This is a genomic window from Pseudoalteromonas sp. (assembly GCF_036960685.1).
Taxonomy (GTDB): domain Bacteria; phylum Pseudomonadota; class Gammaproteobacteria; order Enterobacterales; family Alteromonadaceae; genus Pseudoalteromonas.
Map to the genome: position 1 here is coordinate 14,115 of NZ_JBALXK010000005.1, position 22,342 is coordinate 36,456.

Genomic DNA, 22,342 nt, shown 5'->3' on the forward strand with positions numbered 1-22,342 from the left:
AATTAGCTACGTATTATTGCCTTTACAGTGTTGTTTGGTTGTTTTTTATTTATTTGAGTTGAAATTAATCTTTCTTAAATCATTACTATTTAATTAAAAGTTGTTGCCATTTATTTTACTTACAGGTGGTGACATAGTGAAAAATTATAAATTTGCTATAAAAACTCACTAAATAATATTTACTAACAGGCGAGGTATTGGGTAAGGTGGGCTAGGCTTTTCATTATTATGGGACTTATTATGAAGTTATCTCCATCTGTAAGCATCGAACAAACAGACACAGGCTTAGAATATATTAATGTTGCAAGCGAGTTTTGCAGCGCTAAAATTTTCCTGCAGGGCGCGCAACTCACTGAATTTACGCCTATCGGTAAAAAACCTTTAATTTGGGTATCAAGCGAGGAAGATTACCAAGAAGGTAAAAGCGTGCGTGGCGGTATACCAATTTGTTGGCCTTGGTTTGGAGTTAATGCAAATCCAGATTGGCCTATTCATGGTGTTGCGCGCACTAGCTTGTGGCGTGCTGATGAAGTGTCAGAGCAAGATGATCAGGTAAAAGTTAGTTTAACTTTGCCGATGGCTCAAGTGGATGAAACTTATTGGCCGCATAAATCAAAACTAAAAGTAGAGTTTGTGCTCACAACTAAACTGGAAGTGCGTTTAACAACAACAAATTTAAGTAATCAAACTATAACGTTTACGCAAGCACTACATACCTATTTTCCAACCCCTGCAATTGCAGAAACTCAAGTTGATGGCCTACAAGGGTCAAAATATATTGAATTTGGTGAAGGACCCTTTGATCAAAATGAGTTAGTTGGCTTTGCTCGTGAAACGGATATGGTTTATACCCAAGCCGCAGATACGCAGCGTATAATTACACCAGATGGCATTATTGAGGTGGGTCGTGAAAACTCAAGCTCGTGTGTGCTTTGGAATCCATGGATTGATAAGTCAAAACGCTTATCTAATTTTGCAGATGACGAATATCATACAATGCTGTGCTTGGAAGCGGCGAATGTGATGGATGACAGTGCCGTTGTAGCGCCAGGTGAAAGCCACACCTTAACAACCACCATTCGTTGGGTTTAATAAATCGGTTATAGCGGCATTACAAATCTAAGCCAACGTATCAATACCTTGGCTTTTAAGGAATCAAAGTGTTCGAAAACCAGCAACTAGACGTTTTACCCCAACACCAACAAATCATTTTTAAACCGCTTGCTGCAAAGGCTTTACTGCACGCACAGCTTAATTGGCTGTTATTTTATATTCCATTGATGGCGGTGCTCGCGGCAATTTGCTTTTTTAATAAAGGCTTTGCAGATTTTGCGCAAACACCTTTATTGATTGCTCTACCAATTATTTTAGTTATCTCCTTACTCTATAATATTGTCAGCATTCGACTCAAAGGGGTTGCGATGCGAGAGCATGATATTGCTTATCGTAAAGGGGTCATTTGGCAACAAGTCACAATCTTACCGTTTTCACGGGTACAGCATACTGAAATACATCGGGGTCCTTTAGAGCGAAAAATGGGCTTAGCAAGTTTGCGTTTGTATAGTGCCGGTGGCATGAGTGCCGATCTTAATATTGGTGGCTTAAGCCATGATGATTGTAAAGATATTCGTCAGTTTATTCAAAAATACACTGAACGAGCACAAGCCGTAAATAATGCAAGCACTCAAACCGATGGGCAGCAATTAGATAGCGATGAGCCGTTAAATGGATAAGCTAAACTGGCAACGAGTCTCGCCGTGGGCGTTAGTTTATTTTATTGTGCATTTTGCTTTTCGCTTTGTGAAAGACGGCGTATTTAACCTGCTACCGATTATGATTGTGTTTGTCACTCAGGTTGAAAATAAGTTGTTCTGGGGGCAAATAGCGGTGGCTGTCGCGGCTGTTGCGCTATTAATTTATTCGTTTGCTTATTACCTGAACTTTCGTTTTTGCATTACTGATGAACATGACATTTTGCTCAATAAAGGGGTGTTTAAAAAGGAGCGTTTAACGCTTAACTTTTTAAGAGTGCAGAACGTTAATATTGCTGAACCATTTTATTTTAAACCGTTAAGCTTAGTTAATTGTATTTTTGATGCGGCGGGCAGCACCAGCCAAGAAGCAGTATTACCAGGCGTAACAACACAGTATGCAGAGCAGCTTCGCGAACAGGTATTAGCCTATAAAGCAACTCAGCAACAACAAGTTCATACAAACCAACAGATTGATGATTTAGCAACGACTGAGCCGCAACAGTGTTTAACGCTGAGTAATAAAGAGGTGGCAAAGTTTGGCTTGATGTCGAATATGGCTATTTTGGCATTGGCCGCGCTTGTGCCTTTTATGAACGTGATGTTTGATTTTCTAGAAAAAGCAGTGGTCAATCGTTTAGAGTCTTTCTATCAGCAAGAAGTCGGCATGTTGGTTGATGCGGCGGCACTCGCTATTTTCTCAATATTTGTGCTCGTTGTGTTGATTGCGGTTTTTTTATCGGTATTGATGTCGTTAATTCGTTTTTATAATTATCAGCTTTATTTTCAGGCTGGAAAATTTAAACGCATTGCAGGGCTGTTAGAGCGCCATCAGTTGTCAGTGAGTTTAGATAAAGTGCAATCGATAACCATTAAACAAAATTTAATTGCACGTTTATTAAAGCGTTACACAGTGCAGTGTTTTCAGGCCTCAAGTGGCGGCTTTGTTGGTGCGAAAAGCAAGCAAAGTTTAGTTATGCCCGTATTGGATACTGAGCAGGTTAATCAAGTGTGCCAATGGCTATATCCTTGGCTTGACCTGAAAACTCTGAACTTTAAAGGGGTTGAAAAAGCATTGCTAATTAAAAATTGGCTTTTTTATGCCTTGTTACCAAGCTTAGTTTTTGCAGTACTGTGCGTGGTTGGCAATAAGTTAACCCCCCTGTATGCGCTACTGAGTTTACTGTTATTAAGTGGCTTAGTGTATTTATCGTATAGTCGCTATGGTTTTTACTTTTACCAGCATGAAGGCCGTTTTTACGGTGTTTTTCGCAGTGGCATGGTTAGCGTGCAATATCGTGTATTTGAACTCTATAAAGCTCAAAGCACTCGCAGTATTAGTACTTACTTTATGCGTAAAGGTGGCTTGAAGAGCTTGTCTATACAACTTGCTTCGGGCACGGTTTATCTTCCTTATCTTAAAGCAGAGCAAGCCGATGAGGTTATCGACTTTACTTTGTACCAAGCTGAATTCGATCAACGCAGCTGGATGTAATTCTTCTCATTAATAACCTAAAGCTGGCATTGTTTTGCTGATGCCAGCTTGAGCACTCACGTTTTCTTACATTTTTGCACTCTCTTTTTCAGCTAAGTTATGGCAATAATAGTGATATGAGTATTAATAATAAAATCAGGGATCATGATGAAAAAGACCTTACTCGCTACAGCGCTGTTATTATCCGCACATGCAAAAGCCACGGTTCAGTGGCAAACCATACATACTGAGCATTTTAATGTGCATTACAGCCAAGAAAACGCTGATTGGGCGCGATCTGCTGCCAATGAACTAGAAATAGTACGCAGTAGAGTGCTTGAACAACAAAATAGTGCTTTAGATGAAACGGTGGATGTGGTGGTGTTTGACCCACTTAATGCAGCCAATGGTTTTGCTTTACCTGTCTCTAATAAGCCGCTAATGGCGCTTTTTACTACGCCCCCACAGTCAGATACGGTGGTATCTAATAATAGCGGTTGGCAGCAACTACTTGTCCTGCATGAATATATTCATCTAGTGCATTTGGCGCAGCCAACTCGCAGCAAATGGCGTCAAGAGCTCAGAAGTATTTGGGATTTATACGATATAACACACAGCGAGATGCCTCGTTGGGCGGCTGAAGGCTACGCGACACTACTCGAATCAAAAATGACTGGTCGCGGGCGATTATTTGATAATTACAGCGAAGCAATTCTAACTGAGTTTGCTCAACAAGGGGCATTACCCAGCTATGGCCAATTAAACAGCAGCGATGGTGGTTATTTGGCCGGGTCTATGGCGTATTTAATGGGTGCTCGGTTTTTAGCTTGGTTAGAAAAAAACTATTCAGAGCAAACCCTTGATGCAGTTTGGACGCGCATGCAAGGGGTTAAGCAACGCGATTTTGATGAAGCTTTTGCTGGCGTGTTTGGTGATCCTGCAAGTAAGCTCTACAGACGCTTTATTGCTGAGTACACCTATCAAGCTATGAGCAAAGAGCAAGGTGAGCAGTCACTGACTAGTGAGCTTTGGTTGGCGTTAAATTTATATGCGAGTAACCCTGTTTTATCACCAAATAACGAACAACTAGCCGTGGTAGAACGGGATAAAGACGGCAAAACGCAGCTATCTTTGTATAGCACTGAAGATAACCTCAATGCAGCTGAAGAGTTTCAAAAAACACAGCAAGAGCTACTAGCCGATGATCCTAAAGATATTGCTGATAAGCCACCAGAAGTATTTAAACGTAAGCAAAAAACGTTACTAAACCAGATTAACAATGCGGGTATCCAAAACCCACAATGGCTCAATGATGATGTGCTGTATTTTTCAGCTTATAGTAGAGTTGACCACATCGATACTCAGCGCATGTCTGACATATTTAGCTGGCATACGAAAACCGGTGAAGTTACCCAACTTACAGAATCAGCTGGACTAAGACGCTTTACGATCACTGATAACGGGCAAACACTATATGCTGAGCAAGTGAAAGGGGGCTACTCTGAATTGGTACGCGTTGACTTGCAAACAGGGCAAAGCCAGCCATTATTTGAGAAAAACTTAGCTACAGTTTATGACTACCCAATTATTAGCCCTGATCAGCAGCAACTTGCGTTTCTTAAAACTGAATTTAATCAGAACTGGCAGTTGTATATACAAGATCTAAATGGCCAAAAATCAATAGCCGTCCCAATGCCTAAGGGATACCAGTATTTGTCACAGCCAAGTTGGAGTGTGGATGGCAAGCAGCTTTATTTTGTTGCCGGCCTTACGGGGGCAACTGACATCTATCGTTATGATTTAACGACGCAACGTCTTTATAAGCTAACTCAAGGTCAGCAAGCGGTAGCGAACCCTTTGCCATTCAAAACAGGCGAATTACTGTATTTTTCAATCAGTAGTGATGGCCCTGATATTATGAAATTGCAAATGAATGACAATGAAGAAGTGACAGAGTTTGCGACTACGAGCATTGCGCCATTATTGCTAGTTAATCAGTACACTTTACCGCAAGCAAAAGTGTATCAACAGCCTATAGGGGAGCAAACGAGCTATGATATATGGCAACAAAAAGCCACGTTTGCACTAGGTGAACAGTATTACTCAGCTTCAGCTGCTTTGCTGAGCGCGAGCATCAAAGGCAGTGATTTACTTAAACAGCTTGATTGGCAGTTAGGTTACAGCATTGATTTACATGACACCGCGTTAAAAGGCATTTATGCCCAAGCGCACTATAGCGCACTGGCCGTTAAATTTGACAGTCAGTTGTTCTCTTATGATTTAGATGCGAGTAAGCAATATCAGCGTAGCTTGTTAAATGAACAGTCAGTACAAGGTGGCTACCTTGCTGCAAGTTTACCACTACGCTTTGGGGAGTTTAGAATTCAACCAGAGCTGGCCTATAACTACTCAGATATCGATAATATAATTAGTAATCAGGGGGATAGCTCACAGTGGCTAAGAGTTGGCTTAAAGCAGTTGTGGAATTACGACAGACAAGACTATGCAATAGGTCAAGCTGTTGATCTGCGCTGGTATAATGGCGATAGTAATGAACAAAACTGGCAAGGATATGACGTTGCTGCCCAATTATTTGGTAAAGCGTGGGCGATACCTATGTATGCAAATTATAGTCAGCAATATCGAGATGATATCGACTTGATATTAGGTGGTTTTAGCTCTTCGTTATTATCAAAGAATGTTCGTAGTGATTATGTATTTGCTCCTGAGTTACCGTTTTATAGTGCCGTTGGCAAGCGTTACCAAGGTTACGGTGGCGGTATTAGCTGGGAAGAAGGTATGCCATGGTTTTATTACCAACAGCACCAAATTGACCAACACGTTTATGGGCAAAGCTATGGTATTAAGTGGCAAGGAGCATTTAGCTTTGGTTTAGGCCCGGCGGGATTAAATGATTTGAAGCTTGATTTTGGCTTAGTCAGAGTCGAGGGCGATAGCTTTGATGATGAACTAAGAGGTTGGCTCGGATTTTATTATTCGCTGTAAGCTCTACCGCCTTGAGTGCTTTCGTTCAAGGCGGTTATTTACTTTCAATAGAAGCCAGTTTTGCAGCATAAATATTACGTTGCTGCTGGTCTCTTTCAAGCTTCATCGCTTGGTTTAGGAGTTTCTGAGCATCATTTAAATTACCTTGTTGATAACGAATTTTAGCAAGTGCGACATAAGGTTCGGCTAAATAAGGAGCTTTTTCCATAGCTTCGTTGATATGTCTTTTTGCATTCATTAAACGACCTTTGAGTGCTTCGCTTTCACCTAAAGCTATTAGTTCATAAGGATCTTTTTCCTGTGCCGTTAATAATGAGCTGAGCTGCTCGACTAGCATTTCGTTACCAACATCTTCAGCAAGTACTTTGTAATTACTTAATAAGTTTAAACTTTGCAGTTGTTGATCAAGTGCTGTTTGATAAATCCGTTGACTGGTTATTTGATCATTGACACGGCGATGCAATATTGCTGCGAGATTAAACAGTTCAGCATCGTTGGGAGTATATTGGTTAGCTTTTATTAATAAGCTATATACTTGATTATAATCATTTTCGAGTAAAGCATCTGCGGCTAAATTACTATAATATTTAGCCATTAGATCATCATAAGTGGCACTACCTACATAAAAACTGCCTCGTGAAGGAAAGTAGTCAATCAGTACACCTGGTTTGATCGAAGTAATTTGACCTGCTTCTTCAATAAACGGGCGGTATAACTTAGTGCGAAAATGATTAGCAATAAATACCAGGTTACCTTCTTTAGCGTAAACAGGCTCGCTAGTCATTTCTTGAAAGCCAGTTTCAAGGTCAATTAAGTTCGCATAAGCTTGAGTTAGTATGGCTAGGCTAATGCAATTACCATGAGCTAGCTCAATAGTTTGCTGCGCTGTGAGGGTATCGCCGTGGTAACTAAAATTTCTCAAGCTGCGTTCAATGTAGTTATAAACAATAATATCGTCGGTTACATCATGTTGTCGCTGAGCATTTACATAAGCTAAAAAAGCATCGGTTTCGCTGTGAGACAGTTTAAAAACTGCTTGTTCAGTTGGAACCGGTTGCAGCTCAAAAAGTGGATGATTGAGCAAACTCGTGAGCGAGACTGTTTTAGGTTCTGACGGCTCTGTACTTTTGCAAGCCGTTAATAAAAGTATTAATAATAAAGAAAAATAAAGTTTCATAGTCACCTCATTGTTGTAATTAAAGTACGTTGGGGTGATTATTTAATCAAGCATTTAATTCGGTATTTGTATGTCTTTGTTGGCCGTTTTAAATCAGAGTCAAATATTCCACTTCCTTCGGTTTAATTTTGAGCGATGATTTCGCAGTCAATTCACTACAATGTATGGCAACTGTAAGCTTAACTTGCCGCTGTGAAGGTGAGTTAATTTTATGCTATTGGTTGCTTGTTTGAGTTAGATCTTTACAATGCCGCGCCTTACATAAAGCATATAAAAACAGTGGTTTACATTGGGTTTTTGTTTTGCTTATAAGTTGCTAACTTATTAATGATTTACTAACGAGCGAGGTTTACTTTGGCGCATTACCTGCCTATTTTATCGTCATTTATTTTGGTGTTTAGTTTTTTACCGCTACTCAATAAAATTAGAAAAAACCGCAGTGTATCGGGTTTGTCATTACTGATGATGAGCTTTGGTGTGGCGCAAAGTGTCTACTTTATTACCTTTAATTTGTACTTTGAGCGCTTTTATATGGTGTTGCCCTTTGTGGTAACCGGGTGTTTAAGTGGCTTAATTTTATATTATTTTGCTCGATATAATGCGAAAAAAAGAGAGCGAATTCAGTTAGCTGCCATGTTAGGTTTTTCGTTGCTACCTTTTTTACTATTGCTGAACCCTCAATTAGAAACCGCACAGGTCCTCACTTGGTTTACTTTTGTGGGTCTGATCATGAGTTCTGTGCGTGTGATGCCACAAACCTATAAAACAATACGCAGTGGTGACATTAGTAACCTGAGTGCCCGGTATTTTAGCTTGCAGTTTATTGCCGGTGTGTGTGGATTATTAGCAGAGCTTGCTATGGCTGTACCTAGTACATCGCACATTCTAACGTTTGTGATGATCTTACTGACTAATGCAGCGCAACTTGGTTGCATACAGTATTATAAAATACGCCCAGCGATGGTTTAATTTACCCGAATAAAAAACAATCAATTTAAAAGTTATTGGTTTTATGGCAAATTACTCTATCAGAATAAAAGGGATAGAGTATGAACTGGAATCAACTCGGCTATTTATGCCGATTATTTTTGCCATCAAGTAATCTTACATCAGCGCAGAAAACCCAATTAAGTAGTGCTAGGCATTTACGTATTTATAAGTGTGGGCAGCCCGACAGCTCACTTGCTACACAATTATCGGCACAGCTTATAGACAGCAATTCAGAGTATGAGCAGCAAAGGCTGGCGTTATGCTACGAGCAATTACCCAGTGTAATTTGCTCTGGTGGCTTTACATACAAAGGTAAATTAAGTTACTTAGCGGCTGTTTTTGCCATTTTTATTGTGATTAATGTTATTTATCAGCTGTACGTCATGCCGACCTTTTCAGCTGTATTTAGTGACTATCACGTGCAGCTGAATAGCTCGTTTAGTTACATAACGCAGTTTTGGTACGTATTTGTATTGTTACTAGGGTGCCTTTTTACAATAACTTGGCTTAGTGGCATACGGTTAAATCAAATAAGCAATGTGCTAAAAGCTGATAGTTCACCCAGTCTGTTTGATTTTATTATTCCTCAAAAAATTAAACAGCAGTACCTTACCCTCATTGCCATACTTGAGTTTCCAATTAAAGGTTCGAAAGAAAATTCAGGTATTTCCGAACTTGATCACTTACAACATTGCCAGCTACACGGTTTAGATATAAGTAAAGAGTTTGCCTTTTTAGCAAAGCAAAAAGCTTTAGAATTAAAGCAAGATGCCAAAGCACACCTTAATAAACTAATTAGTATTTTTACTATCGCGATGGTTATTGTTATTGCACTATTTTTAAAAGACGCTTACCAACCAATTTTTGCACTTGGAGAAATATTATGAGACACAAAGGATTTACCCTCATAGAGCTGATGGTTGTTATCGCTATGATAGGCATTTTAGCCTCTGTAGCACTGCCGCAATATAGTAAATATATACAACGTAGTGAGCTTGTAGAGCCACTAGCCATGGCTGCAACGATACGTGAAGATGTCACCGCTTTTTATGTAGAGCAAGGGCGCTTTCCTAAAGATAATGAACAAGCAAGTGTGCCGCAGCAGCAGTTTTTAATTGCTAACCGTGTAACGGGAATCGAAGTTGAAAATGGTGCAATTCATATTAGTTTAGGCAATAAAGCATCGGCCCCATTACAAAACACCATACTGACTTTTCGGCCCGCGGTGGTTATTGATAGCCCAACTAGTCCCATTACTTGGTTGTGCGGGTATGATCAGCCAGTAAAAGGTATGCAAGCGGTGGGTGATAATAAAACCAACGTACCAAAAGATCTTTTACCGTCATCATGTATAAATCGATCTTTTTAAAGTTTGCAGTGTTACCAATTGAAAATTAAGGAAAGTCATGCAATTAGCCATCCATCAAATAGACGCCTTCACTAATGAGTTATTTAAAGGTAACTATGCAGCGGTAATCGACTTAGACACTTGGCTTGATGATGAGCTGATGCTAAAAATTGGCGCAGAAAATAACGTCTCCGAAACCGCGTTTACTTGTCGTCAAGCTGATGGTAGTTTTGCTATCCGTTGGTTTTCGCCGTTAATGGAAATCGATTTTTGTGGGCATGCTACGCTGGCAGCTGCTTTTGTATTGTGTGAACAGCATAATTTATCACATATTCGCTTTCAGGCCGCTGCGGTTGGAGAGTTAGTTATAAATAAGAATTGTGATGGCAGTTTTGCTATGACTTTTCCAAAGCAAGCCCCTGAGACTTGCCAAGAAGTACCCAGTGAACTATTGTCCGGCTTGTCTATACAACCAGTTAAGGTGTTGAAAAACAGGCAAGCATACTTTGCTATTTACAATAATGAGCAAGATGTTCTAAACCTTAAAACAGACTCCGCAATACTTAAAACCTTGTTTCCACTCGATGTTGTAGCAACTGCGCCAAGCGCAGAATATGATTTTATCTCGCGTTATTTTTGGCCTGCCAATGGCGGTGATGAAGACTTTGTCACGGGGTCAATTCACACAGGCTTATCCCCTTATTGGGCAGATCAGCTAGGTAAGCAATCTTTAACAGCTTATCAAGCTTCAAGCCGCGGCGGGCATATACACTGTGAGGTTGCAGAATACACGGTAACCTTAACAGGTCATGCTGTGCGGTATATGAAAGGCACTATTTATTTGTAAGTTTTGCTTTATTACAAACCACTTTGCGCAAGTTTAATAGTGACTTTCGTTATTGAAAATAAGCGTAGCCGTACTTTGGTTCCTCATTGTGTAAAGTCATTGCACAGCAAAGGTGGCATATTAACTTTAAATGTTTGTCTAAACTCTGCATTAAAGCTGTAAAAAATATGTAGGCTTTGTAACAGTTGCTTACAAATGTCACGTTAATGTTTCATCCCGCTCTGTTATTATGGCCCTAGTAGAAATTTAAGGGGATGATTTATGCGAACAAGTATTTTGAAATGGACACTGCCTTTTGTCGTGCTGGGCCTAGGGATCGCAGGCTTTGTTGGGATAAATGCAATTGCTCAAGAACCAGAAAAAAAAGACATCGTAGATACGCGACCGGTAGTTAAAGTTGAGCCTGTCGCAGCAAATGATCATCAAGTTGTGATCAATAGTTACGGTGAGGTTAGGCCATTAGAGAGCACGTATTTATCAGCACAAGTGTCGGGTGAAGTGGTTAGTTGGCATCCAAACTTTGTAGCGGGTGGTATTGTTGCTCGCGGCGAAACATTATTCAGTATTGAAAAAGATAACTATCAAGCCGCTTTATTACAAGCTGAAGCTGAACTTGCACAAGCTCAAGCGCAACTCATCGAAGAGCAAGCGCAAGCGCAAGTTGCAGCAGATGAAGTAAAACGCTTCCCAGGCAAAGAGCGCACAGCCTTGTTTTTACGCGAACCGCAAGTCCTGAGTGCACAAGCATCGGTTAAATCAGCACAAGCACGATTAAAGCGTGCGCAACGTGATTTAGATAATTGCGAAGTCACTGCACCTTATGATGCGTTAGTTGTGAGCCGTGAAATTGGTGTTGGCCAATATATTAATATGGGTACTCAAGTTGCGGAACTAAATAATATAGAAACCGCAGAAGTGGTCATTCCTATTGCTGGTTTTGACAGTGTGTTTTTACCTGAGCGGGTAAAGGGTATTACTGCCACCGTGATAAAAACCGGTTTGCACGGTTTTACCCGTGAGGCGGTAATTGACCGTGACTTAGGAGTGGTTGATAACGCCACACGTATGAGTAGCTTGGTCGTGCGTATTGATGATCCTTACGGTTTGGTTAATAAACAGCATGCGATTAAGTACGGCAGTTATGTACAAGTAAGCTTTGCTGGCACAATGCTGCAAAATATTTACCGTTTACCGCAAGAGCTAGTCAATAACCAAATGGTATGGATAGTAAATGACGAGCAGCAGCTTGAACCACGTAAAGTAAAAGTGATCCGTGAAGAAGGCGAGTACTTTTACATTAGTGACGGTTTAGAGGCGGATGATCAACTCGTGCTTACTTTACCTGAGTATCCACAAAAGGGTATGGCAGTGAAAATTGCCGGTGTTCAGGATGTAAAAAAGTTGATGCACTTGATAGTGCCACCACTGAAAAACTATAAAAGGTAGACTGCGTTATGACTAACACTGAACTGCCAAAGAGTGAAAAACAAACCGGCTTAATCGCTTATTTTGCCAATAACTCGGTCGCGGCAAATTTAATGATGGTGTTCATTATTGTAATGGGGATCATTAGTTTTTTTACCATTCAACGACAGATGTTTCCGAACATTGAAATTAACTATATTACGATCAATGCCAATTACCCTGGGGCATCACCACAAGAAATGGAAGAAAGTATCTTAATTAAGATAGAGGAATCTTTAAAAGATATTACTGAAATTAAAAAAGGCACCTATCGCGCATTTCGTAATGGTGGCAGCGCTCAGTTAGAAATTAATACTGATGCTGAACTTACCGATGTGCTGGATAAAATTAAATTGCGGGTTGATGGCATTGCGACCTTTCCGGCAGGCATGGAACCGGTCACCATAAGCCAAATTGAGTTTCGCCAAGATGTAATAGGCATGACATTAGTTGCTGACTTACCACTTAATGAGCTCAAACCCATTGCTAATCGTATTGAAGATGAGTTGTTACAGCTTTCAAATGTATCCTTAGTGGTCAATGATGTACCTCTTGATGAAATTGCCATTGAGATCGAACCCGATACACTGCGCCGTTATAACCTAACTTTGACCGACGTGGCTGCTGCTGTGCGTAAATACTCAGCTAACTTCTCAGCCGGGCAATTAAAAACCGATGCCGGCGTTATATCGGTTCGGGTTGAAAATCAACTGTATTCAGGTGAGGAATTTCGCCAAATACCGGTAAAAATAGGTGCTAATGGCGCTAAAGTTTTACTGCAAGATATTGCAGTGATAAAAGATCAGTTCACTGAAGGTGAGCGTTACTTTAAGTTTAATGGTGAAAATGCCGTTTATTTATCAGTCAAAGCAACGGAAGAGCAAAGCATTATTCCGGTTGCAGATTCAGTAAAAGCGTTTATCGATCAAAAAAATAAAGAGCTCCCACCGGGTGTGCGTCTTGAGCCATTAATGGATATGACTTATTACCTGAATGCGCGTTTAGATATGATGGTAAATAACCTGATCCAAGGTGCTATTTTAGTCGCGATTATGTTGTCATTATTCTTACGCTTTAAGTTAGCGCTATGGGTAATGGTTGGTTTGCCGTTGTGTTTTTTAGGTGCCATGATGATGATGCCGTTATTTGGTGTCACCATCAATATCTTGTCATTATTTGCCTTTATCATGGTGCTAGGGATTGTGGTGGATGATGCTATTGTCATCGGGGAAAGCGCCTACACTGAAATAGAGAAAAAAGGCGGTGGTGTAGTGAATGTTGTTAACGGCGCTAAAAAAGTCGCAACTCCTGCTACCTTTGGTGTATTAACAACTGTGGCGGTATTTGCACCATTTACCTTATCTTCTGGTCCTGAGAGTGCATTTTTTTACGGTATCGCAGTTGTCGTGATGTTGTGTTTAGTATTCAGCCTAATCGAATCAAAACTTATTCTTCCAGCACATATTGCCCATACTAATTTCCCGCCAATTAAACCGGATAGCTGGCGAGCTCGCTTTAACAAGCGCTTTTTTGGTTTTGTAAATGGCCCATATCGACGCTTTGTTGTACGGTGTGTTGAATGGCGTTGGGCGGTATTCTTCTCTTTTGTTGCGCTGCTAATTATTACCTTTGCGTTAATTTCATCAAATCAAGTACGTACAGGGTTTATGCCTAAAATCCCACATGATTACCCGCAAATTAATTTAGAGATGAATGACAATGTCTCTGATATGCAAACAATAGAGGCAATCCGTGAAATTGAAGCCATGGTTGTCGCTGTGGATAAGGATACTGAGCGCGAGTATGGCCAAAAGTTGGTTCGAGATGTGCTCGTGTTTAACCAAGGTCGTACAGAAGCTCAACTACTGGCGCCGTTAGTTGAAGAAGATTTACGCCCTTATAATGCGTTTGAGCTTTCTCGTCGTTGGCGTGAGAAGATGCCAGTTATTGCCGGTGTTAAATCATTAACAATTATAGATGATGTAAATAGTCAAGGCGGCGGTGATGGTGAGTTTGGCTACTTGCTCTATGGCTCGGACATCGACACGTTAAATGATGCTGGACGCCGTTTTATTCAATTACTGCAGCAGCAAGAAGGCTTATTTGATATTAGCTCTACCATTGATCCGGCGAGCAAAGAAGTGCAAATGAGCTTAAAACCAGTCGCTTATGACTTAGGTTTAGACTTAGCCTCAATTGCTAATCAAGTTGGCGCCAGTTTTTACGGTGGTGAAGCGCAGCGCGTAATTCGTCGCGGTGAGGAAGTACGCGTAATGGTGCGTTACCCGAAACTAACCCGTGAAGCGTTTTCATCGCTCAAGCATGCAGTTGTTACCACACCGCAAGGTAAAGAAGTCTTACTAGGTGATGTGGTTGAACTGACTGAAAAACCGGGTATTAGCTATATTCGCCGCGAAGGTGGTTACCGTACGGTTTATGTTTATGGCAATATTGACGAAGAACTCATTGAACCAAACGAAGTAATAAACCAAGTAAAAGACAAACTGTTACCGCAGCTTAAAGAAGAGTTTCCAAGTGTGAAGTCTGAACTTGGTGGTGCAATTGAAGAGCAACAAGCACAAGCCAACCAGCAAAAAATGTTCTTTGTCGGTGGCATGATCCTAGTTTATATCTTATTAGCCGTACCACTAAAGAGTTACGCACAACCGCTGATCGTGATGTCGGTTATTCCATTTAGTTTAACGGGCGCAATTTGGGGGCATTATTGGTTTGGTTTAGATCTAACCTTAATGTCTGGCTTTGGCATCATTGCCGCTGCGGGTGTAGTTATAAATGACTCGCTGGTGATGACCGACTTTGTTAACCAAGCGCGCCGAGAAGGTATAGCGATTAAAGACGCAGTAATAGAAGCCGGATGTGCGCGTTTTAGGCCAATACTACTGACCTCGATCACGACCTTTGCCGGGGTATTACCGATCATGTTTGAAACCAGTTTACAAGCTAGATTCGTAATTCCGATGGCTGTCGCACTTGGCTTTGCGGTCATGTTTGCAACGCTGATCACTTTAATTTTGGTACCCTGTTTGTACATTATTATGAGCGATGTTGGCAAAGTGTTTAAAGCAATTTTTGCTAAACTGGTTCGCCTATTTAAACGCAGACAAGCACCGCAGTTTGATCGATAGTTATAAAGTTATGTAATTTTAAAAGCCAATACTTTATGTATTGGCTTTTTGTTTTTATAGACCTAAGTATTGGTTTTTATTGGCGGTTACATTCTTTAGTTTGATCTTTGAGCTATGTCACATTATACTCACGCTGTTTTGGCAAACTAATCGAAAGGTTAGGACGCAAAGTTTCCGGTCTAAGGTTTTAGCGTGCTAAAACTAGGATAGCGGGGCCGTCGCACAAAGTAACTTAGCTTCACTGTGTGTCATTAGCCCTACAAAGTAGTAAAAAAGTATTTCTTTTATCCAATAAATGCTGGATAGTACCTATTAGATGTTCTTAAGGTGTTGCTTTGTTTATGCATACGTCATTGGCCTGTGGAAATTGGATGCCAATAGGTTGTCTAAATCATCATACCCAATTATTTGTGGGTGATATGGTGACGGTGACTTTTTATGATACGCAAGGAGAGCTAGTCGATTTATCATTTAAATATGAAATTATCACTGAAGAACAAGGTGAGCCACATAATTGGCCGCGCTATGTTGCTGAGTATATTAATACTCACATACCGTTAGTTGAAGCAGGTAGAATGACAGAGCAAGGTTTAGTTGTTGCTTATCGTTCTAATCAGATTTACGCGCTTGAAGGCTGTGGTATTAACCGAGCTGAATTAACGTTTCAATGCATAGCGAAATGTGATGATTTTCAATCTGTTAAACCTGCATATGATTATGTCTACCCTGAAAAGTGTAGTGTTTATAATGCAGGAGTAAAAGTATTACAGCCAAAAACTGGCTTAATATATAAATGCAAACCGTGGCCTTTTAGCCAATTTTGCAACGTAAAGGAAGAAAACAACCCACTTTACGAGCCTGGTGTAGGCGAAAGTTGGCACCTGGCTTGGCAGCAAGTTTCCCCTTAATGCTAGTTAGCATTTTTCGGCCCACTCATTGAGTGGGCTTTTTTATGTACTTTTAAAAATTATGGTAAACTCCAGCCATTGTAATTTTTTATTGGTTTTTCTGTGGCTCTATCAAACTTATCGTTGTCTTCACTTTTAACTGCTCCTGTTGCACGTAAACAGCCGCACACTTTAACAACACACCAAAAAACACGTATTGATGATTATTATTGGATGCGTGATGACGAACGCACAGAGCCAACTATACTGTCACATTTAGCCGCCGAAAATGACTATTGTGAGCAGCAATTAGCGCCAATAAAACCACTGCAAACAGCATTATTTGACGAATTAAAAAATCGCATAGTTAAAGATGACAATACTTTCCCTGTCAAAGATGGCCAATACTGGTATCACTCTGAGGTACGAGGTGATGATGAGTATTCACGTCACTACCGTAGTCGTGAAATGTCCGCGACAGATAAGCAGCTTTTGTTAGATGTAAATAGGCTGGCTACAGGCTATGAATTTTATGAATTAGGCGAAGTGGCCATTAGCCCAAATGAGCAATTACTCGCTTACTCAGAAGATACCGATGGGCGTCGTATCTATACCGTAAAGTTTAAGGTTATTGATAGTGACGGTTTACTTGACGATGTGTTAGAAAACACCGAAGGCCAAATTGTTTGGGCAAACGACAACAAAACTGTGTTTTATGTTAAGAAAGATCTGAAAACCTTGCTCGGTTATCAAGTTTACCGCCATGTTGTAGGTACTAGCCAAGCGCAAGATGTGCTGGTTTATGAAGAGCAAGATCGTAGCTTTTTTATGGGCTTAGGAAAAAGTCGTGATGAAAGCCTCATTATTATTGATTTAGCCACCACAGAAACCAATGATACTTGGGTATTAGATGCCAATCAGCCACTCGGTGAATTTATCCAATTAATGCCACGTGAGGAAGGTCATGAGTTTGATGTTGATAAACTCGGCGACACGTTTTATATCGTAACCAATTGGCAAGCTAAAAACTTTCGTTTAATGACTGCAACCGAAGCAACTATTGCAGATAAAAATAAGTGGCTTGAGCATACGCCTCACCGTGAGGAAGTATTGTTTGAAGGGATTGAGTTATTTAACGACTTCTTAGTTTTAACTGAGCGAGAGCAAGGGCAAACCCGTTTTGTGGTGGTTAATCAGCAACAGCAACGTATGACTTTAGCATTCGATGATCCTTGTTTTTATGCATCTGTAGCCATGAATCCTGAACCAAACTCGCAATCGGCACGTATTTATTATTCAAGCTTGACCACACCGGGTTCGCTTTATGAGGTTAACTTAAGCTCAGGTGAAAAAACACTGCTTAAACAACAACAAGTGCTTGGCGACTTTGATGCTGACAATTACGGCTCGGAGCGATTGATGATCACCGCCCAAGATGGCGTGAAAATACCTGTGTCACTGGTATATCGCAAAGAGCTATTCAAAAAAGACGGCACAAACCCGTTATTTCAATACGGTTATGGGGCTTATGGTATTACCATCGATCCGAGCTTTTCGAGTACGTCTTTAAGCTTGCTCGATCGCGGTTTTGTGTACGCTATTGCGCATGTTCGTGGCAGTGAAATGCTGGGGCGCCAGTGGTATGAACAAGGTAAGAAGCAGTACAAGCAAAATAGCTTTAACGATTTCATTGATGTGACCAAAGCCCTCGTTGCACAAGGCTATGGCGCGCAAGATAAAGTGTTTGCCTCTGGTGGCAGTGCGGGTGGTTTGTTGATGGGCGCTGTTGTCAATCAAGCTCCTGAGCTTTATTTAGGGGTGGGCTGCCATGTGCCATTTTTAGATGTGCTAACGACTATGCTAGATGAGTCAATTCCGCTCACCACCAATGAATATGATGAGTGGGGTAATCCAAATGATGTTGGCTATTATGATGTGATTGCAAAGTATTCACCGTATGACAATATTAGCGCGCAGGCGTATCCAAATATATTAGTGACTACGGGGCTGCATGACTCGCAAGTGCAATATTGGGAGCCGATGAAATGGGTGGCTAAAATGCGTGAGTATAAAACTGACGATAATATTTTAGTGTTTAAAACCGATATGGATGCAGGTCACGGCGGCGCATCAGGGCGTTTTAAAAGCTTAGAGGAAAAAGCCCTTGAAATGGCCTTTTTTATTAGCTTAGCTAAATAAAGCAGTTTTTATCTGTAATTGAGCTTAGAGGTATCGATATGTTTGAAGTACATGGTCGCTGGCAGTACTCAATTGAGCCGCCAATCATTTATATTAAAGTTATAGGCTGCTTTAATCGAGAAGGCGTTATTGCTTTTGCTAAAGATGTACAGGCAGACTTATCAATATTGCCACCGAACTCAATTGAATATGCGGTGATTAATTTAGCTGAATTCGAATTAACCACCGCAGATAGTTTAGCGGTTGCAACTGAGTGTTTTCATGGCGTTAAAGCGCGTGGTTATAAACGCGTTACCTATATCAAGCCAAACTTTGTCGCGCAAAGCATGCTTGAAAGCATCTGGCGTGGTAGCGATATGGATGTGCAATTTTGTGTAAATGCCCAGAGCTACCTTGAGCAAAATCCTGAGCATCAACACGTAAAAAATTGGCTGTAAGCAATAATTAACCAAGCCCCGAAGTAGGGCTTGGTGCAAATTGCTTAACCTGATGTAATGATTACTTAGTTTAGATAAGCTTTTAGCATCCAAACTAGCTTTTCTTGCTCAGTGATATAATCGCTCATTAATGATGCTGTACCTTCATCTTGTGCATCACTTGCTTGCTCAAGAATATCGCGCTGCATTTTAATTAATATGCTATAACCTGCCAGTAAATTTTCTACGGCCGCTTCACCATCACTAATGTTTTTAGCTTCTTTAATTTTACTGATCTCTAAATAGTCAGAGAAAGCATGCAACGGTGCGCCATCAAGGGTTAAAATACGCTCTGCTACCTCATCTACTTTTAGTAACAGTAGGTTATAAATCTCTTCAAATTTTACGTGTAGCTCAAAAAAGTTACGCCCTTTGATGTTCCAGTGAAAACCACGGGCATTCATATATTGAATTTGATAACTACTTAACAGGGTATTTAGTGACTTTACGATGTCTTCACTTTTCGCGCTGTTAAGGCCGATTGCGTTTACCTGTGACATATTACTCTCCTTAAATAAACTGATAAGCTATCTTCGAATGACTGATAGCAAGTATCAGACATAATTAATGAACTGTAAAATGGTTAAAATCGATGACATTGATAGTTTTAGCCTATCAAAAATAAACCATTCGAATAAAACTCGTTACTTTAATAGAGATGGGCTTAAATCTTTAAAAAACCACTCCAAAAATCAAAATAACTGTCTTTTGCTTAAAAATAGAACAAACCTATGATCTAGAACAAGCTTTGTGATTACATTTTTTTACCGCACTTGAGGATTTGATTTAGGTCAAAATATGAGTTTTTAGTCGGCGCATAATCAACTCAGATAAATTACATGGAGAGAGAACATGCAGGCTAAAACTAACAAAGAAAATAAATTTGAGTTGATCGTTATAGGTATTGCACTGTTAGCATTTGTTGTCGGGCTGGTTGGTCACTTAGCTGGGGCAAGCTTTGCCAACTTTGCTACATTTGGTTATATCGCAGCGCCAACACCACTGATATTAGCAATCATCGCATTTGTTGCTTATAAAGTGGCTGCGAGTGCAGAAGATTAAACCAGCAACTCAACAATATAATTCATCACTTGGCGTGAGTAGATCATACTGGTGTGGCTTAGATGAAACACCTTGTGTTCTGCCATGCCATTAAGCTTGGTTTCGTCAAGTAGTACAGTACCATCGGATTGGCTGCCTTTAGCAATTAGCGGCATCAGGCCAATGGGTAAATCACCAGCAATACTATAAAGTTTAGCGTTAAACGGCCAATCGCCATTTTCGGTGAGTAAAAATTCTACACTGTTTTTTAAAAATACATCAAAGCCTTTTTGTTGCATCCTGCGCGCGATATGACTGCCCTTGTGTGGAGTCCCTAAGGTAATGACTTTTTCAACATTTTGGCTTTGTATCGAATTAGCAGCCAAGTAGGCTCGCGCCACCAGCCCACCCATTGAATGACACACAAGGGCCGTGCATTTATCATCAATAAAGGCATCAATCTGTGCAAAAATAGCGGCGCGATCGGGAGACAATGTATTGTAAGAAAGGTTGAGTATGTTCAACCCAGACTTTTCCAGCTGCGAGCATAAAGGGCGCATCACAAAGCCAGACATATACAAACCATGCAACACCACAACTTGTTTAACAGCCATACACCCTCTTTTACTAAATACAATTTACATTAATTGTACTGGTTTTATTTCAATGTTCACTGAATCAGAGCTCACCCATACATCACCATCTTGAATAGTAATCGTCAGTGATATATTGCGATCAACCAATGCGGCCAGTGCTTGAGTTGCAGCAAAGTCTAAACTAAAAATGCTTAAATTTTTAAATTCATACAATTTAGGTTGATGTTTTTGCCACCAAATAGCTTGGTTGTTCTCACCATAAGTGTATAGCACCACTTTTTTAGATTTATTACAGGCTTTTTTAATGCGCTTCTCGTCTGGTAAGCCAAGTTCAACCCACAGCTCAATCTCTTCACTGTAGTTTTTATGCCACAGCTCAGGCTCATCATCAGCCGATAAACCTTTAGTGAATTCTAAACCATCACACGCATTGAGTGCATAGGCAAGCAAGCGGATCATCAAGCGCTGCTCGGTTTCAGAAGGGTGTTGTGCCAAGGTTAAATTAAAGTCTTGGTATACGTGGCGGTCCATATCGCTTAGCGATAACTGCGCTTTAATAATCGTCGATTTAAGGGCCATAACAGTTTATTTGAAAAAATTTGCGCCAGTATAGCGCAATTAACAGCTTAGCCAGTTAAAATAGCGTGAAATTATCTGTAGGAGTTTAAAAATGGCTATCCAGTGGTTCCCTGGGCATATGAATAAAGCCCGTAATGAAATTAAAGAAATAATGCCACAAATGGATGTGATCATTGAAGTGCTTGATGCGCGCATTCCTTACAGTAGTGAAAACCCGATGGTGACTACTTTGCGTGAAGGTAAGCCGGTCATCAAAATTTTGAATAAGGCCGATTTAGCCGATCCTAAAATGACCCAAGCGTGGAAGGATTACTTTGAGCAAGAAAATGGTGTAAAAGCCATTGCGTTTGGTAATGATAAAGCGGCTGAGGTTCATCGTATTAATGAGCTGTGTAAAAAGCTGGTGCCACACAAAGTGGGTGCTGATAAGCAAATTAAAGCCATGATCATGGGTATTCCAAACGTCGGTAAATCGACGTTAATTAATGTGTTAGCTGGCCGTATAGTGGCTAAAACCGGGAACGAACCGGCGGTAACTAAAGCGCAGCAACGTATCAAGCTTGAAGACGGCATTATGCTTTATGACACGCCAGGTATGTTGTGGCCAAAAGTTGAAAACGAAAACTCAGGCTACCGTTTAGGTGCTACAGGTGCGATACGTGATACGGCACTGGAATATGAAGAAGTGGCAAGTTATACCGCTGAATATTTATTGCGTGCCTATCCTGAGCTTTTAAAAGCGCGTTATAAAATTGATGAATTACCAGAAAATGATTGGGAATTTGTTGAAATGGCGGGTAAAAAGCGTGGTTGTATTCGTGGTGGCAACCAAATTGATACCTATAAAATGTCAGAAATTCTAATAAATGAATTACGCGATGGCATAATTGGTCGTATCACTATGGAAACTCCAGCTATGCGTGAAGAAGAAGAAGTGATGGTTGCTGAACTTCGTGCGGCGGCGGAAGCCAAAAAAGCGGCGAAAGAAGAAGAGAAAAAACAACGTAGAGCGCGTGCCCGTAAAAATCGCCGTTAATATTTACTTCAGTAATTAAATTACAGACATAAAAAAAGCCCGTAAGGGCTTTTTTAGTTTCATATCTACCGTCACCGATATGAGCAATGTAGCAAGTAAAATAGTAGGGCGGTTACCCGTTATCAACATCAAGGGGCGTTGCGATTAATAACAGGTAACCATAGCTTTAACGTGGGCTACACGTGTTTCAGGGTCGAGAAACAAATTCAGTTTATTCCGTACAAGCCGTTGTGCATTACCGTCTTGTTGATATTGATTATCAGTTAGATCTAAAGGTGTGTCAACACCTATTTGAAAATAATTATCATTACAGCGCAGGGTTTTT

General features: G+C 40.5%; 19 protein-coding genes and 1 riboswitch. Of the genes, 15 read left to right on the top strand and 4 right to left on the bottom strand.

The features are described from left to right. Positions 1 to 240 precede the first annotated feature (240 nt). The 4 genes from V7783_RS06275 (at position 241) to V7783_RS06290 (ending at position 6,231) form a co-directional block, all read left to right on the top strand. The gene (locus tag V7783_RS06275; protein WP_335677994.1) at positions 241 to 1,092 is read left to right on the top strand and encodes a D-hexose-6-phosphate mutarotase; all 852 of its coding nucleotides are present in this window, start codon (positions 241 to 243) and stop codon (positions 1,090 to 1,092) included. A gap of 68 nt (positions 1,093 to 1,160) precedes the next feature. Then, positions 1,161 to 1,733, top strand: coding sequence for a PH domain-containing protein (locus V7783_RS06280; RefSeq protein WP_335677995.1), 573 nt, complete (start codon positions 1,161 to 1,163; stop codon positions 1,731 to 1,733). Beyond that, positions 1,726 to 3,246 (top strand): PH domain-containing protein, encoded by a 1,521-nt coding sequence (locus V7783_RS06285; protein ID WP_335677996.1) that lies wholly within the window; start codon positions 1,726 to 1,728, stop codon positions 3,244 to 3,246. The genes V7783_RS06280 and V7783_RS06285 overlap by 8 nt, the downstream gene beginning before the upstream one ends. 147 nt (positions 3,247 to 3,393) lie before the next feature. After that, positions 3,394 to 6,231, top strand: coding sequence for a TolB family protein (locus V7783_RS06290; protein WP_335678106.1), 2,838 nt, complete (start codon positions 3,394 to 3,396; stop codon positions 6,229 to 6,231). A 34-nt stretch (positions 6,232 to 6,265) separates the two neighbouring features. On the opposite strand, the gene V7783_RS06295 is transcribed toward V7783_RS06290, so the two are convergent. Continuing rightward, the gene (locus V7783_RS06295; RefSeq protein WP_335677997.1) at positions 6,266 to 7,408 is read right to left on the bottom strand and encodes a tetratricopeptide repeat protein; all 1,143 of its coding nucleotides are present in this window, start codon (positions 7,406 to 7,408) and stop codon (positions 6,266 to 6,268) included. A gap of 354 nt (positions 7,409 to 7,762) precedes the next feature. On the opposite strand from V7783_RS06295, the gene V7783_RS06300 reads away from it, so the two are divergent. The 9 genes from V7783_RS06300 (at position 7,763) to V7783_RS06340 (ending at position 18,726) form a co-directional block, all read left to right on the top strand. Beyond that, a complete protein-coding gene (locus V7783_RS06300) occupies positions 7,763 to 8,377 on the top strand; it encodes a hypothetical protein (protein WP_335677998.1) in 615 nt (204 codons plus the stop codon). Between the two features lie 80 nt (positions 8,378 to 8,457). Continuing rightward, positions 8,458 to 9,285 carry a hypothetical protein gene (locus V7783_RS06305; RefSeq protein WP_335677999.1) on the top strand — a complete coding sequence of 276 codons (828 nt, stop codon included), beginning with the start codon at positions 8,458 to 8,460 and terminating at the stop codon, positions 9,283 to 9,285. After that, the gene (locus tag V7783_RS06310; RefSeq protein WP_335678000.1) at positions 9,282 to 9,767 is read left to right on the top strand and encodes a pilin; all 486 of its coding nucleotides are present in this window, start codon (positions 9,282 to 9,284) and stop codon (positions 9,765 to 9,767) included. The genes V7783_RS06305 and V7783_RS06310 overlap by 4 nt, the downstream gene beginning before the upstream one ends. A 37-nt stretch (positions 9,768 to 9,804) precedes the next feature. Then, complete coding sequence (locus V7783_RS06315) at positions 9,805 to 10,593, top strand: PhzF family phenazine biosynthesis protein (protein ID WP_335678001.1); 789 nt, start codon at positions 9,805 to 9,807, stop codon at positions 10,591 to 10,593. A gap of 261 nt (positions 10,594 to 10,854) precedes the next feature. Then, entirely contained in the window at positions 10,855 to 12,039 is a 1,185-nt protein-coding gene (locus tag V7783_RS06320) for an efflux RND transporter periplasmic adaptor subunit (RefSeq protein WP_442961345.1), read from the top strand. 8 nt (positions 12,040 to 12,047) lie between these two features. Then, the gene (locus tag V7783_RS06325) at positions 12,048 to 15,203 is read left to right on the top strand and encodes an efflux RND transporter permease subunit (RefSeq protein WP_335678002.1); all 3,156 of its coding nucleotides are present in this window, start codon (positions 12,048 to 12,050) and stop codon (positions 15,201 to 15,203) included. Positions 15,204 to 15,333: 130 nt separating this feature from the next. Next, positions 15,334 to 15,426, top strand: a riboswitch (cyclic di-GMP riboswitch). Positions 15,427 to 15,544: 118 nt separating this feature from the next. After that, positions 15,545 to 16,111 (top strand): chitin-binding protein, encoded by a 567-nt coding sequence (locus tag V7783_RS06330; RefSeq protein WP_335678003.1) that lies wholly within the window; start codon positions 15,545 to 15,547, stop codon positions 16,109 to 16,111. Between the two features lie 102 nt (positions 16,112 to 16,213). After that, complete coding sequence (locus V7783_RS06335; protein ID WP_335678004.1) at positions 16,214 to 18,289, top strand: S9 family peptidase; 2,076 nt, start codon at positions 16,214 to 16,216, stop codon at positions 18,287 to 18,289. 38 nt (positions 18,290 to 18,327) lie between these two features. Next, positions 18,328 to 18,726, top strand: coding sequence for a hypothetical protein (locus tag V7783_RS06340; RefSeq protein ID WP_335678005.1), 399 nt, complete (start codon positions 18,328 to 18,330; stop codon positions 18,724 to 18,726). Positions 18,727 to 18,791: 65 nt separating this feature from the next. Here the strand turns inward: V7783_RS06340 and V7783_RS06345 are convergent, their stop codons facing one another. Beyond that, the gene (locus V7783_RS06345) at positions 18,792 to 19,265 is read right to left on the bottom strand and encodes a Dps family protein (RefSeq protein ID WP_335678006.1); all 474 of its coding nucleotides are present in this window, start codon (positions 19,263 to 19,265) and stop codon (positions 18,792 to 18,794) included. Positions 19,266 to 19,617: 352 nt separating this feature from the next. Between V7783_RS06345 and V7783_RS06350 the strand changes: the two genes are divergently transcribed. Beyond that, a complete protein-coding gene (locus V7783_RS06350) occupies positions 19,618 to 19,827 on the top strand; it encodes a hypothetical protein (protein ID WP_335678007.1) in 210 nt (69 codons plus the stop codon). Here V7783_RS06350 and V7783_RS06355 read toward each other — a convergent pair. Both V7783_RS06355 and V7783_RS06360 read right to left on the bottom strand, forming a co-directional pair. Then, the gene (locus tag V7783_RS06355; protein WP_335678008.1) at positions 19,824 to 20,420 is read right to left on the bottom strand and encodes a lipase family alpha/beta hydrolase; all 597 of its coding nucleotides are present in this window, start codon (positions 20,418 to 20,420) and stop codon (positions 19,824 to 19,826) included. The genes V7783_RS06350 and V7783_RS06355 overlap by 4 nt on opposite strands. Before the next feature lie 24 nt (positions 20,421 to 20,444). After that, the gene (locus tag V7783_RS06360) at positions 20,445 to 20,981 is read right to left on the bottom strand and encodes a YaeQ family protein (protein WP_335678009.1); all 537 of its coding nucleotides are present in this window, start codon (positions 20,979 to 20,981) and stop codon (positions 20,445 to 20,447) included. A 91-nt stretch (positions 20,982 to 21,072) separates the two neighbouring features. Here V7783_RS06360 and ylqF point away from each other — a divergent pair, with 91 nt between their 5' ends. Next, a complete protein-coding gene (gene ylqF / locus V7783_RS06365) occupies positions 21,073 to 22,017 on the top strand; it encodes a ribosome biogenesis GTPase YlqF (protein ID WP_335678010.1) in 945 nt (314 codons plus the stop codon). The last annotated feature ends 325 nt before the right edge of the window (positions 22,018 to 22,342 follow it).

Bases quoted from the DNA above. Each gene is read 5' to 3' on its own strand.
- V7783_RS06320 (WP_442961345.1), top strand. From the start codon at position 10,855: ATGCGAACAAGTATTTTGAAATGGACACTGCCTTTTGTCGTGCTGGGC.
- V7783_RS06290 (WP_335678106.1), top strand. From the start codon at position 3,394: ATGAAAAAGACCTTACTCGCTACAGCGCTGTTATTATCCGCACATGCA.
- V7783_RS06340 (WP_335678005.1), top strand. From the start codon at position 18,328: ATGTTTGAAGTACATGGTCGCTGGCAGTACTCAATTGAGCCGCCAATC.
- V7783_RS06330 (WP_335678003.1), top strand. From the start codon at position 15,545: ATGCATACGTCATTGGCCTGTGGAAATTGGATGCCAATAGGTTGTCTA.
- V7783_RS06350 (WP_335678007.1), top strand. From the start codon at position 19,618: ATGCAGGCTAAAACTAACAAAGAAAATAAATTTGAGTTGATCGTTATA.
- V7783_RS06275 (WP_335677994.1), top strand. From the start codon at position 241: ATGAAGTTATCTCCATCTGTAAGCATCGAACAAACAGACACAGGCTTA.
- V7783_RS06295 (WP_335677997.1), bottom strand. From the start codon at position 7,408: ATGAAACTTTATTTTTCTTTATTATTAATACTTTTATTAACGGCTTGC.
- V7783_RS06345 (WP_335678006.1), bottom strand. From the start codon at position 19,265: ATGTCACAGGTAAACGCAATCGGCCTTAACAGCGCGAAAAGTGAAGAC.
- V7783_RS06310 (WP_335678000.1), top strand. From the start codon at position 9,282: ATGAGACACAAAGGATTTACCCTCATAGAGCTGATGGTTGTTATCGCT.
- V7783_RS06305 (WP_335677999.1), top strand. From the start codon at position 8,458: ATGAACTGGAATCAACTCGGCTATTTATGCCGATTATTTTTGCCATCA.
- V7783_RS06355 (WP_335678008.1), bottom strand. From the start codon at position 20,420: ATGGCTGTTAAACAAGTTGTGGTGTTGCATGGTTTGTATATGTCTGGC.
- ylqF (WP_335678010.1), top strand. From the start codon at position 21,073: ATGGCTATCCAGTGGTTCCCTGGGCATATGAATAAAGCCCGTAATGAA.
- V7783_RS06360 (WP_335678009.1), bottom strand. From the start codon at position 20,981: ATGGCCCTTAAATCGACGATTATTAAAGCGCAGTTATCGCTAAGCGAT.
- V7783_RS06285 (WP_335677996.1), top strand. From the start codon at position 1,726: ATGGATAAGCTAAACTGGCAACGAGTCTCGCCGTGGGCGTTAGTTTAT.
- V7783_RS06315 (WP_335678001.1), top strand. From the start codon at position 9,805: ATGCAATTAGCCATCCATCAAATAGACGCCTTCACTAATGAGTTATTT.
- V7783_RS06325 (WP_335678002.1), top strand. From the start codon at position 12,048: ATGACTAACACTGAACTGCCAAAGAGTGAAAAACAAACCGGCTTAATC.